Origin of the sequence: Segatella maculosa OT 289 (genome assembly GCF_000243015.1) — a bacterium.
In the GTDB taxonomy this organism is placed as follows: Bacteria; Bacteroidota; Bacteroidia; order Bacteroidales; family Bacteroidaceae; genus Prevotella; species Prevotella maculosa.
Map to the genome: position 1 here is coordinate 32,050 of NZ_JH594503.1, position 17,849 is coordinate 49,898.

General features: G+C 48.0%; 13 protein-coding genes, 2 tRNA genes and 1 riboswitch. Of the genes, 12 read left to right on the plus strand and 3 right to left on the minus strand.

What is annotated here, in order from left to right; genetic code table 11:
• Positions 1 to 5: 5 nt before the first annotated feature.
• A riboswitch (purine riboswitch) is annotated at positions 6 to 101 on the minus strand.
• An 89-nt stretch (positions 102 to 190) separates the two neighbouring features.
• On the plus strand, positions 191 to 1,189 hold the full coding sequence (locus HMPREF9944_RS06145) for a lysylphosphatidylglycerol synthase transmembrane domain-containing protein (RefSeq protein WP_008565218.1): 999 nt from the start codon (positions 191 to 193) through the stop codon (positions 1,187 to 1,189).
• A 23-nt stretch (positions 1,190 to 1,212) separates the two neighbouring features.
• Positions 1,213 to 2,673, plus strand: a complete 1,461-nt coding sequence (locus HMPREF9944_RS06150; RefSeq protein WP_044113493.1) for an aminoacyl-histidine dipeptidase — start codon at positions 1,213 to 1,215, stop codon at positions 2,671 to 2,673.
• Between the two features lie 695 nt (positions 2,674 to 3,368).
• Here the strand turns inward: HMPREF9944_RS06150 and HMPREF9944_RS06155 are convergent.
• Positions 3,369 to 4,004, minus strand: coding sequence for a hypothetical protein (locus tag HMPREF9944_RS06155; protein ID WP_008565221.1), 636 nt, complete (start codon positions 4,002 to 4,004; stop codon positions 3,369 to 3,371).
• Positions 4,005 to 4,039: 35 nt separating this feature from the next.
• On the minus strand, positions 4,040 to 4,579 hold the full coding sequence (locus tag HMPREF9944_RS06160; protein ID WP_008565222.1) for a lipocalin family protein: 540 nt from the start codon (positions 4,577 to 4,579) through the stop codon (positions 4,040 to 4,042).
• A 358-nt stretch (positions 4,580 to 4,937) separates the two neighbouring features.
• Between HMPREF9944_RS06160 and HMPREF9944_RS06165 the strand changes: the two genes are divergently transcribed.
• Together HMPREF9944_RS06165 and trxB are read left to right on the plus strand one after the other, a co-directional pair.
• Positions 4,938 to 5,492: a glutathione peroxidase gene (locus HMPREF9944_RS06165; protein ID WP_008565223.1), complete on the plus strand. Its 555-nt coding sequence runs from the start codon at positions 4,938 to 4,940 to the stop codon at positions 5,490 to 5,492.
• A 28-nt stretch (positions 5,493 to 5,520) separates the two neighbouring features.
• Positions 5,521 to 6,459: a thioredoxin-disulfide reductase gene (gene trxB, locus HMPREF9944_RS06170; protein WP_008565225.1), complete on the plus strand. Its 939-nt coding sequence runs from the start codon at positions 5,521 to 5,523 to the stop codon at positions 6,457 to 6,459.
• A gap of 14 nt (positions 6,460 to 6,473) precedes the next feature.
• Here trxB and HMPREF9944_RS06175 read toward each other — a convergent pair whose 3' ends face one another.
• Positions 6,474 to 7,886, minus strand: a complete 1,413-nt coding sequence (locus HMPREF9944_RS06175) for a sodium:solute symporter (protein ID WP_008565226.1) — start codon at positions 7,884 to 7,886, stop codon at positions 6,474 to 6,476.
• A gap of 110 nt (positions 7,887 to 7,996) precedes the next feature.
• Here HMPREF9944_RS06175 and HMPREF9944_RS06180 point away from each other — a divergent pair, with 110 nt between their 5' ends.
• The 8 genes from HMPREF9944_RS06180 to HMPREF9944_RS06215 all read left to right on the plus strand — a co-directional run bounded on the left by HMPREF9944_RS06180 (position 7,997) and on the right by HMPREF9944_RS06215 (position 17,843).
• Complete coding sequence (locus HMPREF9944_RS06180) at positions 7,997 to 9,355, plus strand: TrpB-like pyridoxal phosphate-dependent enzyme (RefSeq protein WP_008565228.1); 1,359 nt, start codon at positions 7,997 to 7,999, stop codon at positions 9,353 to 9,355.
• Positions 9,356 to 10,329: 974 nt separating this feature from the next.
• Entirely contained in the window at positions 10,330 to 11,223 is an 894-nt protein-coding gene (locus tag HMPREF9944_RS06185) for a tetratricopeptide repeat protein (protein WP_008565229.1), read from the plus strand.
• Between the two features lie 32 nt (positions 11,224 to 11,255).
• Positions 11,256 to 12,227: a hypothetical protein gene (locus HMPREF9944_RS06190; RefSeq protein ID WP_008565230.1), complete on the plus strand. Its 972-nt coding sequence runs from the start codon at positions 11,256 to 11,258 to the stop codon at positions 12,225 to 12,227.
• Between the two features lie 22 nt (positions 12,228 to 12,249).
• The gene (locus HMPREF9944_RS06195; RefSeq protein WP_008565231.1) at positions 12,250 to 13,248 is read left to right on the plus strand and encodes a hypothetical protein; all 999 of its coding nucleotides are present in this window, start codon (positions 12,250 to 12,252) and stop codon (positions 13,246 to 13,248) included.
• 10 nt (positions 13,249 to 13,258) lie between these two features.
• Complete coding sequence (locus HMPREF9944_RS06200) at positions 13,259 to 13,882, plus strand: hypothetical protein (protein WP_008565232.1); 624 nt, start codon at positions 13,259 to 13,261, stop codon at positions 13,880 to 13,882.
• Positions 13,883 to 13,990: 108 nt separating this feature from the next.
• Positions 13,991 to 14,065, plus strand: a tRNA-Val gene (locus tag HMPREF9944_RS06205).
• A gap of 9 nt (positions 14,066 to 14,074) precedes the next feature.
• Positions 14,075 to 14,156, plus strand: a tRNA-Tyr gene (locus HMPREF9944_RS06210).
• Positions 14,157 to 14,717: 561 nt separating this feature from the next.
• Positions 14,718 to 17,843: a SusC/RagA family TonB-linked outer membrane protein gene (locus HMPREF9944_RS06215; protein ID WP_044113495.1), complete on the plus strand. Its 3,126-nt coding sequence runs from the start codon at positions 14,718 to 14,720 to the stop codon at positions 17,841 to 17,843.
• Positions 17,844 to 17,849 lie beyond the last annotated feature (6 nt).

Genomic DNA, 17,849 nt, shown 5'->3' on the forward strand with positions numbered 1-17,849 from the left:
GTTCCTACATTAATAATAGCTGTCATAGACGGCTATTTCGGTAGCCGGTAGAAACGTCTGACCTGTTTCAGACCTATATAACAACGGTTGCAAAATTACGCTTTAATTACTGAAACTGCAAATAATTGCCGATAAATAATTTTGTTATTCCGCGCGATTTACCTAATTTTGTAACGTTAAACCATAGAAAGTGAAAACGCTATCTGCCAAATTTATCAAGATTGTTCTGCCGTTATTGCTTGGCGGAACCATTCTTTATTGGATGTATCGTGGCTTTGATTTCAATCGTATCAGCGACGTTCTCTTTCACCAAATGAACTGGTTTTGGATGCTATTGTCGTTTCCTTTCGGCATATTGGCACAGACTTTCCGCGGTTGGAGATGGAGACAAACGCTCGAACCTCTTGGCGAAAAGCCCCGCACTTCGACTGCCGTTTATTCCATATTCCTATCTTATGCCGTCAGTCTTTTGGTTCCTCGAATGGGCGAATTTGCCCGTTGTGGCGTACTGAAGCACTATGATGGCGTTTCATTCCCCAAGGCCATAGGCACCGTTGTGACCGAACGAGCCATCGACTCGCTGCTCGTTTTGCTCATCACCCTGCTCACCTTTCTCTCTCAAATCCCCGTTTTCACACGCTTTTTTGCCAAGACCGGCACCCGCATCGACACCCTTTTTACGAGCTTTTCTACAGCAGGTTGGCTCGTAACCGCAGTCTGTGGCGCTGCCGTTCTCATTCTTCTCTACGTTCTTTTCCGCCGACTGAGCATCATCGACAAGGTGCGCGGAACAATAAAAGGCATCTGGCAAGGCATCGTATCCCTAAAAGATGTGCACCATGTTCCACTGTTTATCTTCTACACTTTGGCCATTTGGGGCAGCTATTTCCTGCACTATTACCTCACCTTTTTCTGCTTTTCGGCCACCTCAAGTCTATCACTTTCGTGTGCACTTGTAACGTTTATCGTGGGTAGTATAGCTGTGATTGTGCCCACACCTAACGGCGCAGGGCCGTGGCATTTCGCTGTAAAAACAATGCTAATCCTATACGGTGTGGCCGAAACACAGGCGCTTTTCTTTGTACTTATCGTCCATAGTGTACAGACTCTTCTTGTCGTTTTGCTGGGCCTTTACGCCTGGATTATGCTGGCATTCACCCGACGTAACACCGCTATCCAACGAACATAATCAACCAATTAAACCATAATATGATGAGTGAAATCGCAAATCTACAGCCAACGTGCATCTGGCGAAACTTCGATGCACTGACGAAAGTGCCGCGTCCATCGGGACATTTGGAGAAAGTACAGCAGTTCTTACTCGACTTTGCACGTCAAATAGGTGTCGAAGCTTATGTAGACAAGGGCAACAACGTCGTGATGCGCAAGCCTGCAACGGCTGGAATGGAGAACCGAAAGACCGTACTTATGCAGGCTCACATGGACATGGTGCCACAGAAATCGCCCGAGAGTAAGCACAATTTCGAGACAGATCCCATTGAGACCTACGTTGATGAAGAAGGCTGGGTGCGTGCAAAAGGCACCACACTTGGGGCAGATGACGGCATGGGAGTAGCTGCTATCATGGCCGTTATGGAGGCAACCGACTTGCAACATGGCCCAATTGAGGCCCTCATTACAGCCGATGAAGAGACCGGAATGTATGGAGCTAACGACCTTCCCACAGGCGAATTGAACGGCGATATCCTGCTCAATCTCGACTCAGAAACGTGGGGTAAGTTCGTTATTGGCAGTGCCGGAGGCATCAATATCACTGCAACTCTCGACTATAAAGAGGTGGAAACAGACCCTGAAGACGCTGCTTTGAGGGTCATACTCAAGGGATTAAGGGGTGGCCATTCGGGCTTGGAAATACACGAAGGACGCGCAAATGCCAACAAACTCATGGTGCGTTTCGTGCGCGAAGCCGTTGAAACATGCGAGGCCCGGCTGGCTTCTTGGAGCGGAGGAAACATGCGTAACGCCATTCCTTTCAAGGCCGAAGTGGTGCTGACCGTGCCGAAAGAGAACGTTGAAGCCGTGAAAGCGCTCGTCAATGACTGGCAGGCCGACTTCGAAGATGAATACAAAAACATCGAGGAAGGTATCGAATTCTTTACCGAAACGGTTGAAACACCGAAGCAAGAAGTGCCCGTCGAGATCCAAGACAATCTCATTGATGCCATCTATGCTTGCCATGACGGCGTCGTTCGCATGATACCTTCCTACCCAGACGTGGTGGAAACGTCGAGCAATCTGGCCATCATCAACATCAAAGATGGCAAGGCTGTGCTTCAAGTTTTGGCTCGTTCGTCGCGCGAAGACATGAAAGACTACATCACGAAAACGCTCGAAAGCTGCTTCAATATGGCTGGAATGAAAGTGGAAACCAGTGCCAGTTACGGCGGTTGGGACCCCAATCCGGACAGCGAAATCCTCCATTTGCTGAAGAAAATCTACAAAGAACAGAACGGAGAAGAGGCTATTGTGCAGGTGGATCATGCCGGACTTGAATGCTCGATTATCCTCGGTAAGTACCCCAACATGGACGTTGTGAGCCTCGGACCCACCATTCGGAGTCCGCATACTGCAGGCGAACGCTGTCAAATCTCGTCCATCGAACCATTCTGGAAGCTGCTTAAACAGGTGCTCATTGAGGCTCCTGAGAAGTAACGGCCCCCAAACAGCAGTCCCCAAAAGGCCCCATGACCGCTCCACCCCATATATATAATAAGGTGGAAACGGCAGGGTTGATAAGTAGGGACGCACGGATTGTACGTCTGCTCCATTGGAAATAAAAGCATATATGCATGATTGTTTGAGCGGACGCACGAGCCGTGTGTCCCTACATGCGACCAAAGCTGTTCGCAGTGTCAGCCACATTGATAATCAACAACTTACATTTAGCCTTTCAATCTCACCCATTTTACCGCGCAATATAGCCCATTTCGCACGCTAAAATGGCTGACTTTGCGCGCTAAAATGGGCCATATTGCAAAACAGCTTCAATGATATGGTGTGCACGTTGCGTACAACGCACATGCCATATGGCATAAACAGGTTCGCTATCCAATGGATTATGTATGCCGGAAACGCCTGTGGCATGTAGGGATGCACAGTTTGTGCGTCCGCTCAAGCAGCAATGTCATACACCAACGAGGGGGAATCAACAAAGCATAGCCATTTGAGCAGACGCACGAACCGTGCGTCCTTACATGCGCATTGCATGCATTCGTCACTAAAACTTAAAGTCTTGCTGCCTCAACTCGCTTTCTACGGCTTCCAACAACACTGCCATAGTCCGCTAATTCGGTTCCCCTCCCTTGGGAGGGGTCAGGGGTGGGCCTACCTTTAAGGGTGGGTGAGCCCTACCTTTTCACCAACTTATACTCCACTTCAAGGCCTGCTGCCCGCGTATTTGCCGCGCGACTGAAGACCACATTGGCCGGTTTGGCATAGCTGTAACGGCTCAATTCAAAGTCGATGAACTCGTTGTTGTTCACGCCGATCATCGTTCCGGCGAAGCGTTTACCGTCAAGATAAGACTGAAGCTCGTTGTTTTGCAGGAAAGTAATGCGGTATTTCTTCTGCGAATTGTCGTAAACCACGTAGATATCGCTTGTTCTTTCGTCGATAGCCCACGTGAAAGTGAGCGTCTGTGTCTGCGTTTTTCCGTTCACGGTTGCGGCATCTATCTCCTGTCCCCGGCCCTCTAAGCGCGTCGCATCATACTGATCAAACTCCATTTGTGCGTCAAATTGAGCGATAGAACGCTTACCGTTGTCGTCGGTATATTCGTATCTCATGGCGCCATTCCAATGTCCTCGCAACGTATTGGCCAGTTCATAGAGTCGGCTGTCATCGTTATTTGCACCGCTACCGCCGTTATTTGTGGTCCTCGGATAGCCGAAATCATAATAGGTATCGCCCGAATCGCAACCCGTAAGTGCGAAGAGTGGTGCTGCTACGGCAAGCAGCATGCCGTGTCTTAGTTGTCGTTTCATATTCGTTTTTCATTAAAATCGTTGTTCATTCTTGTTTATTTCACAAATATTCGCTGCGGTTTCTCTGTCGCAGAAGCTGTAGCACGGCTCTTGGCATAGCCATAATCGTCGTCATAGGACGTGTAACCGTATCGGTAACTGTTCCAGTTGGGCGACGAAGTGTGGTAAAGTGTGATGGCAGCCCGCGTGCCGCCACTCGTCAATATGTAGCCCGAAAGACGGCTGTTGCTTAAGCTGTAGTCGTAGATAACGACCTCCGAACCTTCTTCTTCAAAGCGAATATAGATGTTACCATTGCTGACACGCCAGCTGATATGATTGGCCTGATAGTCGAACGGAGCGTTGCTGTAGTAGTCAATCCAATAGCCCATACCCGAATTATAGCCGCTGATGAACTCTATTTTGGTCTCTGCAGCCTTGTAAAGTCGGCCGTTATACCGGGAAGAAACAAACACATTGCCTTGCCATGTGCCGTCGAGATAGGCGGCAACCTCGGCATCTTCGTCGCATGAAACCAGTGTCATAGACAGCATGGCCATGATGATTACCGTGAATATCGTTGCAAATCGTTTCATAATGAGAATGTTTTTTGGTTCATGTTTCTTTATGTTTTCTATGCAGCAAAGATAGTATAGACATCGGTTCCCGCAAATGTAAATTCCATATTCGGCCGTAGGGATTTCCCTTTTTCTTTGAGGTTTTCCGGCAAAAGCCGTGGAAATGCCGGCCACCAAGCCCATTTTTCGGCCGCTATCACATGGCTATGAAATCTAAATTTGCGTTAACATCAAAGGCGGTTGTGCCCGAATCCGTTTTAATTCGCTATCTTTGCAATACGGCATATGACAGATTTTCCACCACAAGAAAATGGCATTGAGTTTGTTTTATGCTTTGTATCAGACAACAAATTATATTTTTTAGCAATAGAAGAAAATGAAAACAGTTTATGAATTTTCAGTGAAGGATAGGAAAGGTAACGACGTTTCCCTGAAAGAGTATGCCAACGAGGTGTTGTTAATCGTGAATACTGCTACGCAATGTGGCTTCACTCCGCAGTATGAAGAGCTGGAAAAGCTCTACGAAACCTATCATGCTCAGGGCTTCGAAGTGCTTGATTTCCCCTGTAACCAGTTCGGGCAGCAGGCTCCGGGCACCGACGAAAGCATTCATCAGTTCTGCAAATTGAACTATAACACAGCGTTCCCGCGCTTCAAGAAGGTCAAGGTGAACGGCGAAGATGCCGAACCTCTGTATCAATTCCTCAAGGAACAAAAAGGCTTTGCAGGCTGGGATGAAAGCCATCCTATCTATCCTATCCTTGAAAAAATGCTTTCCGAGGCCGACCCGAACTATAAGGAAAGCCCCGATATCAAGTGGAACTTCACGAAATTCTTAATCAACAAGAAAGGCCAAGTCGTTGCGCGTTTCGAGCCAACCGAGAAGTTTGAGCACATCAAAGCGCAGATCGAAGCCCTCTTGAAAGCGTAGACACCTTATTATATATAGGAGACAGCATATGGAACACATCAGATGTCTAATCATAGGCAGTGGACCTGCGGGCTATACCGCAGCCATCTATGCCGGCAGGGCCAACCTTCAACCGGTCGAATATTGCGGTATGCAGACCGGAGGACAGCTGACCCAAACTACCATTGTCGATAATTTTCCGGGCTATCCGCAAGGTGTTGACGGTAATCAAATGATGATAGAGCTTCGCGAACAGGCTGAACGTTTCGGCGTAGACCTGCGGGATGGTGAGATTGTCAAGGCCGATTTCTCTCGCAAGCCCTATGTCTTTACGACCGACCGGGGCATGGAATTAGAAGCCGATAGCGTGATTATTGCCACCGGAGCTACGGCAAAATACCTCGGACTCCCAGATGAACAAAAGTACATGGGACAGGGAGTTAGTGCCTGTGCCACATGTGATGGCTTCTTTTATCGCAAGAAAACGGTAGCCGTTGTGGGTGGTGGTGACACCGCATGTGAGGAAGCTCACTATCTTTCGGGGCTTTGCAAGAAAGTCTATATGATTGTGCGTAAGCCCTATCTTCGCGCTTCTGAGGCCATGAAACGGCGTGTTGAAGAGGCCGAAAACATTGAGATTCTCTACGAAACCAACACACTTGGGCTATATGGAAAGGCTGGTGTTGAGGGCGCACATGTGGTATATCGCAAGGGAGAAAGCGAAGAACGGGCCTACGATTTGCCCATTGATGGCTTCTTTCTTGCCATTGGTCACAAGCCACAGACAGCCATTTTTAAAGACGCTATCGCCCTCGATGAGCAGGGATTCATCAAGGTTGAGGGGCAGAACCAAGCCACTAATGTCGAAGGAGTCTTTGCTGCTGGCGACGTTTGTGACCCATATTACCGGCAAGCCATCGTTGCTGCGGGCTCCGGAGCCAAGGCTGCACTCGATGCACAAGCCTATTTGAGTGCGCTTGGCAAATAAGATTGCGGTCTTTCCTACGGTTGCTTCCTGAATAAGAACAGCCCTATGAACGTCAAAGCACCATTAAGCATGAGCAGTTCATAGCCGAATTGATAACCGGTTGTTTGCTTTGTTATCGTCTCGATAGCGTAGCAAATGACCGGGCTTGCTATTGTTATACAGGGCACAGCACGGTCTTTTACCTGCCAAGATGTGAGACGTCCGAAGGCAAAAAGGCCGAGCAACGGTCCGTAAGTGTAGGAACAAATGATGTAAATGGCATCGATCACGCTCGTGGAATTGACCACTTTGAAAGCCAAGATGAACACCACGAAAAGCACGGCAAAGCCAAGATGCGTGCGCTTTCGCAGTTTTTCATCATCTTTTCTTCCCTTAATATCGATGCAATAGCTTGTGGTTAGTGCCGTCATAGCACTGTCGGCACTTGAGAAACCGGCTGCCACAATACCGATAGTGAACAGAACGACGACCACCATTCCAAGGCTTCCGGTAGCTGCGAACATGGGAAGAAGATCATCGGGCTGCTGAATGGCAACACCTTCCCTACCGGCAAGCATCATTAAAAGAATGCCCAAAGAGAGAAACATCAGGTTGACGGGCACGAAAGCCAACCCATATGTGCACATATCTTTCTGTGCATCGCGCAACGATTTGCATGTAAGATTCTTCTGCATCATGTCTTGATCGAGTCCCGTCATCACGATAACGACGAATATTCCACTCAAGAATTGCTTCCAAAAATTCTGCTTTGATACCCAATCCCACGAGAACACGCGGCTATGACTGTCGTTTATGATGGCCTGAATGGCTTGATTGAGATTCATATCTAAGGCCGACATGACGTGAAAACCAATCAACAAGAGGGCTAAAAGCATGCAAACCGTCTGAAAAGCGTCTGTCCAAACGAGGGTTTTTATGCCTCCTTTGCGGGTATAAAGCCATATCAAACCCACCATAATCAGCACGGTCAGGGGGAAAGGAACGCCCAAAGTGTCGAGCACAAAGTGCTGCAAAATGAAGCAGACCACGTAGAAACGCACGGCAGCCCCAATGAGTTTCGACAGCAGAAAGAACGAAGCTCCCGTTTTATAAGCCTGCCGACCGAGTCTTGTTTGCAGATAGCTGTAGATTGTTGTGAGGTTCATTCGGTAGTAAACCGGCAGCAATACGAAGGCAACGATGGCATAGCCGAAGATAAAACCAAGACACATTTGCAGATAGGTCATGTCACTTTTGATGACCATTCCCGGCACACTGACGAACGTGACGCCCGATATTGAGGCACCGATCATGCCGAATGCCACCATATACCATGGTGAACGGCGGTCGGCCCGATAGAAAGTGTCGTTCGTGGCACGCCGACTTGTGACCCTGCTAAATGCAAGAAGAAAGCCAAAATAGGCGATAATAGTTATAATTATGACCATAATAGCTGCAAAATTAATAAAAAAACAACGAACTTACCCATTTAGAATTTCTTTTTATTACCTTTGCAATGTCAACAAAGAATATATAACCTATAAAACAATTCAGCTTTATGAGACAGAAGAAATTCATCTTGCAGGAACAAGAAATCCCTACACACTGGTATAATATTCAGGCAGATATGCCCACCAAACCACTGCCTCCGCTGAATCCTGCCACGCGGAAGCCACTCAATGCCGATGACCTCAGCCATATATTCAATAAAGAATGTGCGAAGCAAGAGATGGATATGGAACACACATGGATAGAGATTCCAGAGGAGGTTCGCGAGAAATACTCTTACTATCGCACCACTCCGTTGGTCAGGGCCTATGCGCTTGAAAATGCATTAGGCACAACAGCACACATATACTTCAAGAATGAGAGCACAAACCCATTGGGTTCTCACAAGATAAACTCTGCTATTCCGCAATGTTATTACTGTAAACAGGAGGGAGATACCAACGTTACCACGGAAACCGGAGCGGGACAGTGGGGTATGGCCTTGAGTTATGCGGCCAAACTCTATGGATTGGAAGCCGCCGTCTACCAAGTAAAGATCACAATGCAGCAGAAACCCTACCGATCTACAGTGATGCGCACCTTCGGGGCCACGGTTGAGGGCTCTCCCTCAATGTCTACGCGTGCCGGAAAGAACGTTATTACGCGCGATCCGAACTATCCCGGCTCCTTAGGTACGGCAATCTCCGAGGCAATAGAGCTTGCAACGACCACGCCGGGCTGTAAATACGCCCTCGGTTCAGTGCTCAACCACGTTGCTTTGCATCAAACTGTGATCGGACTTGAGGCAGAAAAGCAGATGAAACTGGCTGGTGAATATCCCGATAAAGTGATTGCATGCTTCGGAGGTGGCAGTAATTTCGGTGGAATAGCCTTTCCTTTCATGCGTCATCTCTTTGATGGGAGCCACAAGGACACGGAGTTCATCGCCGCCGAACCTGAAAGTTGCCCCAAACTCACGCGCGGTAAGTTCGAATATGACTTCGGTGACGAGGCAGGATACACGCCGTTGCTGCCAATGTACACGTTGGGGCATGACTTTAAGCCTGCCAACATTCACGCCGGCGGCCTTCGCTACCATGGCGCAGGCGTGATTATCTCGCAACTCATCAAAGATGGCTTCATGAAAGGCGTGGATATACCTCAATTGGAGTCGTTCGAAGCGGGCTTACTCTTTGCACAAACCGAGGGAATCATACCTGCTCCGGAGAGTTGTCACGCCATTGCTGCGACAATTCGTGAGGCAAACAAGGCCACCAAGGCAGGCCAATCGCCCGTCATTCTCTTCTGCCTCAGCGGCCACGGCCTGATAGATATGCCGAGTTATGAAAGCTTTATCAACGGCGACCTGCGCAACTACAGCGTCAGCAACAGTGAGATTGAGGAGAACCTGAAGAAGGTGCCGAGGTAAAGAGGGCCAACCAAGCCTCCCGAATACTTACCCCGGGGCTCCCAAATACCTATCTCGACTCTCCCAAATACCCACCCCGACCCTCCCAAAGGGAGGGAGAGCGAATAGAAAAAGCCTCCCCCGCCCCACATAAAAAGTGGAGTGAGCGGGGCAAGGGGTGGAGGGAACCTCGCAATTTATATCAAATTGCTTTTCAATATCAGCCATTTCACCGTGCAATCTCAGCCATATTGCACGGTGATTTCAGCCATATTGCACAACAAAATGGCTGAGATTGAAACGTAAGATGTAAGTCGTTGATTATCAATTTAAATAATGTAGGGACGCACGGCCCGTGCGTCCGATCCGACAACCATCGTATTTGCGTTTCATTCCACCATGAGCGGACGCACGAACCGTGCGTCCCTACACCGCCATCATGGCCATATTGACACGTAACATGGCTGATAGCACGATTTGTTTGAGTGCATGTAGGGACGCACGGTCTGTGCGTCCGCTCCGATAACCATCGTATTTGCGTTTCATTTCACCTTGAGCGGACGCACGAACCGTGCGTCCCTACACCGCCATCATGGCCATATTGATGCGTAACATGGCTGATAGCACGATTTGTTTGAGTGCATGTAGGGATGCACGGTCCGTGCGTCCATTCCAACAACCATTGTACTTGCGTTTCATTTCACCTTGAGCGGACGCACGAACCGTGCGTCCCTACACCGCCATCATGGCCATATTGATGCATAACATGGCTGATAGCACGATTTGTTTGAGTGCATGTAGGGACGCACGGCCCGTGCGTCCACCCATAATTCGATTGACAGTTGACGAGTAAACAGGTGGACAAGTTGATTGTTGCTCGGTCCTTTTGCGCTGCAATTGGGCCGATTTGTTTTTTTCCACCCACCATTTTTTTGCCCGAAAACATTGGAAGTGAAGCCGAAAGTGACTATATTTGTCCTAATAAAACATTGAAAATGGTGGGTATGAAACGTATTTTCCTTTTTGCTTTTGCATGTCTTTGCAGCGTTGTTGCCATGGGACAGACCGATGATTATGCACGGTTCAAACACTTATTGGACAAGCGCGACACCGTTGGCCTGCGCACTTTTATCCCCAAATGGGAAAAGAAACGGGGACAATCGGGCGACACTTATGCCGCATGGTTCAATCTATTGGTGTTGGAAGCCATGACCGAAGGCTTGGAATTGCGCCCCGATACGACGGTTCAAGAGGGACTGTTGATCAGCGATTCGGTGGGAAATGCCGTGGGAAGTATCACAGGTCACACCTTTTATGACGCGGAAAAGATGGCCCGGGCCTATCAGAAAATCGACGAAGGCATACGAAAATACCCCGACAGATTGGACCTTTGGTTCGGCAAAACACATGTACATCTGCTCGAAAAGAATTATCATGCGGCCGTTGAAACCTTGAAAAAGGCACTCGACAGGTCAGTTTTGAACCACAATCATTGGTCATGGACGAACGATAAAGCCACGCCCGAAGCACCCGAAACCTTCTTTTTTACATGCCTACAAGACTATTTCAGTCAGCTCTACGAGGCGCAGGCCGATGCTGTTGCGATGGATTTCATCAGCCACGCCTTGGCATATTACCCCGAAAACATCGTCTTCCTGAACGACCAAGGATCGCTTTTGGCCGAGGCAGGAAAGCAAGATGAGGCGCTCCGCATATTCTTAAAGCTGCACGATTTGGCTCCCGATGACGACATTGTCGTGTCGAACATCGCCTATCTTTATAAGAAAAAGGGAGATAAAAAGCAGGCCGAGGCATTCTATAAAAAGCTGTTGAAGAGCAAGAACGAGGAGTTAAGGACCATTGCCAAGGAAGAGTTGGGACAGAGATGATAGGTCTGCACTACAAAAGAAAGGCATTTAGAATGAAGAAAACCATATTTTGCGGACTCGTTTCGGTGCTTATGGGCATCGTTTCCGGGTGTCAGTCGGGGCCGGAAAGGCCCGAAGTGGCCCGCATTGTGAAGCAGATAGGCACCGCTTACACGCCGTTTCCGGTGGGTTATGAGGGGCGGATTACGCATCAAGATGACCGTATCGACGAGTTAAGACGGGTGGCAACGCTTGACGAACTTTACCAATTGGCCACGGCAGACAGCGTGCCCATGGTGCGCTTGGCAGCCTTTATCGCCATCATGAAACAGCGACCTTCCATCGCAAAAACCATCGCTTTGATGGACATTCAAAGTCAGGCTTGCGTGCCGACGCTATACGGTTGCAGTGTCTATATGGAGTCGTTGGCCGCCCTCCGCATTGCGTTTCTCCAAAAGAACCGCCATTATGGGCTCAGCAAAGCCGACTCAGTGGCGATAGACAGCTGTGTTTTGTTCACGCCCCACGCCAAACATCTCGATTACCTCAGGTATTTGCTGTGCCGACTTCCGCCACATCGGCAGTATTACGAGCGTGTGAAAGCCCTCTTTCTTCGCCATCATTACATCGAAGCCTTAGTGGCTTTGGCTCGCTATCGCAGGCCCGAAGACTGCCAATATGTGCTCGATGCCTTGCAAGGAAAGGTGAAAGACCCGATTAACATAGCTGCTTATTGGGCTGAATATGAACACATTCATGCGCCAAGACTCCCACTTTCGGAGAAGATAACACGGTGGTTACACCCCGAAAGGACGGTTGAGGACATTCCGGAACCCCGATTACGGCTTGATATCCATGCGCATTGGCAGTATATTCCCGAAGAAGACGATTACAACGATGCTGAGATGGTGAGGAAATATGCATTGCGATGCGTCTATGAGAACCCAAATGTGCCGGCCTTCAAGCCTTATCTTCAGGCGGCACGAGCCTATCGCAGGCGTCAAATGTGTGATGTTGTAAATTGACTTATGCGTAGATGAGAGACAGATGAGGCGTTTAGACCGAATAGCTTTTGTAATCGGAGCGATTGCCTGTGGGTTTTCATTCTTTGATCCGGCTGACAATCAGGGGCTGGTATGGGGCATCTTACTGATGATTCCGACCGTCATTATCCGATTGACGAAGTTTGAATGCATTGAAAATTGGTGCTGGCAACACTATCGTTTGGTAGAGACTACGAAGCAAATTACAGCATTTTTGCTTTGGGGCGTAGCCTTATTCGTCATCGGTTCGATGTTTTTAGGCAGCCTGAAAGGCAGTCCCCGCAACGCCATGCCCCTCGTGTTTCTCATGCTATTGATGCTCTTTACCGCTATAAGGCAACGTTATTCTATCCTCTATTGGTGGTATAAACGCCAGTTCTTCGGACATAAGGAAGTCAGTTCCGTATGTTTGGAGAATGGATATGACAGTTATGGCCGTGAAATAAAGGCGTGGTTTGGTTATAAAACCACGACAAAGAGATACACAATCTCAAAGAAATTTATTCATTTAAACCCTGTAGATACAACGCTTCATCTACGTCGTTTGATGGCAGAAGTAGCGCGTTTGCGGCCTGATTTCCCTCAAACCGTGCATTGGCAAATGAAGCGTGAAGGTCCATTCCAAGCAGCTTTCTACGTCAATATCCCGTGGAAAGAACTTTCAAAGCACAGACTTTCGGCCTTGCGCAAACTCTGTTTACGTTTGGAGGAGCAGCAGTTTCACGGCTGTTATTACTTCCATCACAAGGAAATGTATGCTGGTGAGCTGTGGGCTGTCGTTCAAGATGATTTGCTTCTTGCCTTTGTTTATCGAGAAAAAGGACGCTGGTGGTATCAAAAAGACAACAATCGTGACGACTATCCCGACGACTTACCCACCGAAGTGAAAGATGATTTGTATTGCTATGACGGTGTGTTCTCGGATTTACTCACCGAGGATATGATGATAACAAAGGAAGAATGGGAACGTATTTTGGAAACTGCAATGCAAGAAACCAAATGATTTTCAAACCATGGGAATAGGATTTACACTCGTCGTCTGGGGTATTATATTCTCCATATTGGCCTTCATATTGGGATTATTGGCAGCTGTCGGCGTGCGAATTTTCTGCAAACCGAAGGGCAGAATACTGAAAATGGTATTGGCATTCCTGACACCCGGCGTTGCCATTTTTGTTTATGCAGGTTGCAGTATGCTCTACATGGCCTTAGTATCTTCAGTGCTCAACATCGATTTAGGCTTCGGAGACAGTTGGTATGTGCCTATCGATAAGGTCTATGCTTTGGAGTCTATCGACACGTCAGAGCATGGAATGCTGATGAAAGGCAATGAAGTAATGGTTGAACATGTGACGGCTGTGCAGGTTATTAAGGGAAAAGTGGTGGGCAAAGGCACACATATCTATTTCGCTCTTGACATGAATACGGGGCAAATTCAGTATTATCCGAGTCTGAAAACCCTGCAAAAGGCGACAGGAATCGGCCGTGTCGAACTGATGGATAACGCCACTTTCTATTGGAAAAAGCGTGAAACGGTTTATATGATTGGCGGCATTCTCTGCCTGATCATAATGCTATTGGCCGTGAAAATGTTTTGGAAAGTGGGGTTATACCGGGAATATGAGAACGGAAAATAAAGTGCAAGCGTGCGCGAATCCTTTATTCTTAATTTTTATGAAATAAGAAAAGCAATGCTTGCACCGTTAAAATAAATTGTCTACATTTGCACCCGCCTTACAAATCAAGGGCGTTTAGCTCAGCTGGTTTAGAGCATCTGCCTTACAAGCAGAGGGTCGGCGGTTCGAATCCGTCAACGCCCACCGATGCAAGGGTGGTTACCAGAGTGGCCAAATGGGGCAGACTGTAAATCTGCTGGCTATGCCTTCGGTGGTTCGAATCCATCACCACCCACGCGAAAAGAGGAATTTAGCAATGCTAAGTTCCTCTTTTTTGATTGCTGCGGGCAGATTGTTGTTGGGCCATTCAATTATTAAAAGGAATAACAAGACCGAGACGGAGATGTAGGGACGCACGGTTCGTGCGTCCGCTCAAGGTGAAATGAAACGCAAATACATGGTCGTTGGAGCGGACGCACAGGCCGTGCGTCCCTACATACATTCAAATTGAATATCAACGACTTAGATATTGTTTTTCAATAGCAGCCATTTTAGCGTACAATCTGACCCATATTAAACCCTAATCTCAACCATATTACTGTGTAAAATGGCTGAGATTGTTCCGTGTAAACATGCTACACGTTTTATAACCAATGGTGTTTTTCGGCGATTTTGTACAAAAGTGTAATCAATTTGAACGAAATTGGATTTCCGGAACACCGAAAATACGTAGCTTTGCAACGGCTGTTGAAGTCTTGGAACGGCAATGACGCTTAAACCTATATGGAAATCACTATATTAATATATTTGTTGTTGTATCATGAATAGCAAACTTAAGCTTTATAAATGTGACAGAATGAAAGGTCAGATTATTCGATGCGGCATCTTGATGCTGCTTTTCGGACTGTTGTCCGAACCACCTTTGTATGCTTCAAAGGTAGGAATTGTTTCCCAATCAGACAAGACGATCGAGCTTCAAGGAACGGTTTTAGACGACGAAGGAGTGATCGTCGGAGCCTCGGTGAGAGTTGTTGGCGGAAAGACGGGCACGGTTACCGACGTGAACGGCGTATTTCATTTACGAGTTCCCGTTGGGGCGAAGATTGAGATCACGAGCGTGGGCTACAAGCCTAAAACTGTTGTCTGCAAAGGTGAGGGACACCTGACGATACGGTTGGAAGAAAATGCCGTTGCATTGGAAGACGTGCAGGTGATAGCCTATGGTGCCACGCGCAAAGTGACCGTGACGGGTGCCTTGTCGTCAGTGAATAGCGACGAATTAGTGAAGTCTCCGGTGGCAAGTATGAGCAATGCACTGACGGGAAAGATAGCAGGTTTGACGGGAATTCAGACGAGCGGACAGCCCGGCGCCGATGGTGCGCAGTTGTTTATCCGCGGTGTGGGCTCTTTGAGTACGTCATTGTCGCAGCCACTTATATTGGTAGACGGTATAGAACGGCCGTTCTCGCAAATCGATCCGAATGAAGTAGACGACGTAACCGTGTTGAAAGACGCCTCCGCCACGGCCGTATTCGGCGTTCGCGGCGCCAATGGTGTTATTCTGGTGACGACAAAACGCGGCACAAAAAACAAGCCGCGTGTCAGTTTCTCTACATCGATGGGGTTCCAAGTTCCCTCACGTGTGCCCGATTTTGCCAACAGTTACGAGTGGGCCACGCAGTATAACAAGGCTCAGCTGCATGACGGTGTGACCGAAGACATGCTTGCTTTCAAGGCCGACGACTTGGAAAAGTTCCGCACGCACAGCAGTCCTTTGACGCATCCCGACGTGGATTGGACGAAAGAAATGATCAGAAAGTCTGCCATTCAGACGCGACATAACATCCATATCTCAGGCGGAACGGACCGTGTCAGGTATTTTGCGTCGTTAGGCGTGTTTACTCAAGAGGGACTTTTCAAGGTTTACAAGAACCGAAACGACAAGGGTTTCAAGTATGATCGCTACAATTATCGCATCAACTTGGATATCGATGTGACTCGTACAACCACTGCACAGGTAAATTTGGGCGGTTATCTGAACAGTCGGCGCGAACCTAATTACAATAACGGCTCGTCAAAGTCGACCGATTTCATCTTTCGCGACCTGTATTCTGCAGTACCTTTCAGTGGTGCGGGGCTGGTTGACGGGAAACGTATCCGCATGAATACGAATCAGTTTGCCATCGGTAACTTGCAAGATGGCCTGAACATCTACTATGGTAAGGGCTACAACACGAGTGCCGACAATGCTTTGAATTTCGATTTCACGCTGACCCAGAAGCTCGGTTTCCTGACAAAGGGGCTTACTTTCCATGCCAAGACGGCCTATAACAGCAATGTGGGCATTCATAAGCGGCGGGAAGGCACGGAATCTTTGTATGAACCGATTGTCAACAGCGATGGCACCGTGGGCTTGAAGCTGATGCAAACCTATCATAAGTTGGGCTTCTCGGAGTGGAACGAGCTTGGGAAAAACTGGTATTTTGAGGGTGCTTTCAACTATAAACGCAATTTTGGCAGTCATCATATCTCTGCATTGGCCATGTACAATCAGACGATGAAGTATTATCCTTCGAGCAGTTATGCCGATATTCCACGTAGCTATGTTGGCTTAGTGGGGCGTGCCACTTATGATTATATGACCAAATATCTGGTAGATTTCAGTGTTGGGTATAACGGATCGGAGAACTTTGCCAAGGGACATCGCTTCGGTGTCTTCCCGGCAGGCTCAATCGGGTGGATTATTTCAGAGGAAAAGTTCTTCAATGCCTTGAAGCCCGTTGTCGGTTATCTGAAGTTCAGGGCTTCCTATGGCAAGGTGGGCAATGACATCACGAGCGACAAATCGCGATTCCTTTATCTACCCGACACCTATAACATCAGTTCGGGAAGCTATAGCTTCGGAACAACTACCGGAACAAAGACCCCCGGAGCCTCGGAAGGCAAAATCGGAAACCCGAACGTGACATGGGAGACAGCAACCAAGCAGAACTACGGTCTGGACATGAAGCTCTTTCAGAACAGATTGTCGCTCAACGTAGATTATTTCATTGAGCATCGCACCAATATTCTGATTTCCCGCGGTGTCATTCCTACTTATTTGGCCGTGCAACTGCCTACTGTGAACATGGGAAAAGTCAACAATTTTGGTTATGAAGTAAGTCTACGGTGGCAGAACAAGATAAAAGGCGGACATTATTATATAGGTGGAAACCTCTCGTATGCAAAGAACAAAGTCATTTTTATGGACGAAATCAAATATCCGTATGAATGGATGCAGCGTACAGGGAAGCCCGTCGGACAGAACTTCGGCTATGTTTTCGACGGTTATTTCACCGAGGAAGAGGTTGCAAACTATCCGACAATGAAAGGCAAGGAAGGCGGCATTGCCGACCAAGGCAGCGGATATGTGCCGTTACCCGGCGATGTGAAGTACAAGGATTTGAATGGTGATCACAAGATAGACGAGAAAGATATGCGCGATATCGGTTATCCAGCCTATCCGCTCCTCTCATATGGAATCACCATGGGGCTGTCGTGGCGTGGTATAGATTTCAGTGTTACGTTCTCAGGGGCGTCTAAAACCTCCCGTTTGTTGAGTGGTCCCTATCGTATTCCATTCGGTGAGACGAACAATTGGAGTCTGATGCGCTACATGATGAACGATGCTTGGACACCCGAAAAGGGCAATTCGGCCGTTGCTCCCGCAATTTCATTGCGCAATAAATCACACAATTATTTGGATTCGGACCTGTGGTTGAGAGATGCTTCTTATGTTCGTTTGAAGAATATCGAACTGGGTTATTCGTTTCCAAAAGCGATTACGCGTTCCTTGCATCTGAATACACTGCGCTTTGCCGTATCAGGATACAATCTACTTACGTTCGATCATTTGAAGGTGTGTGACCCTGAAGCGAATCCGAATGGTAGGGCATACCCGCTGATCAAGGTTATAGATTTTGGATTGAAAGTTGGATTTTAAATCAAG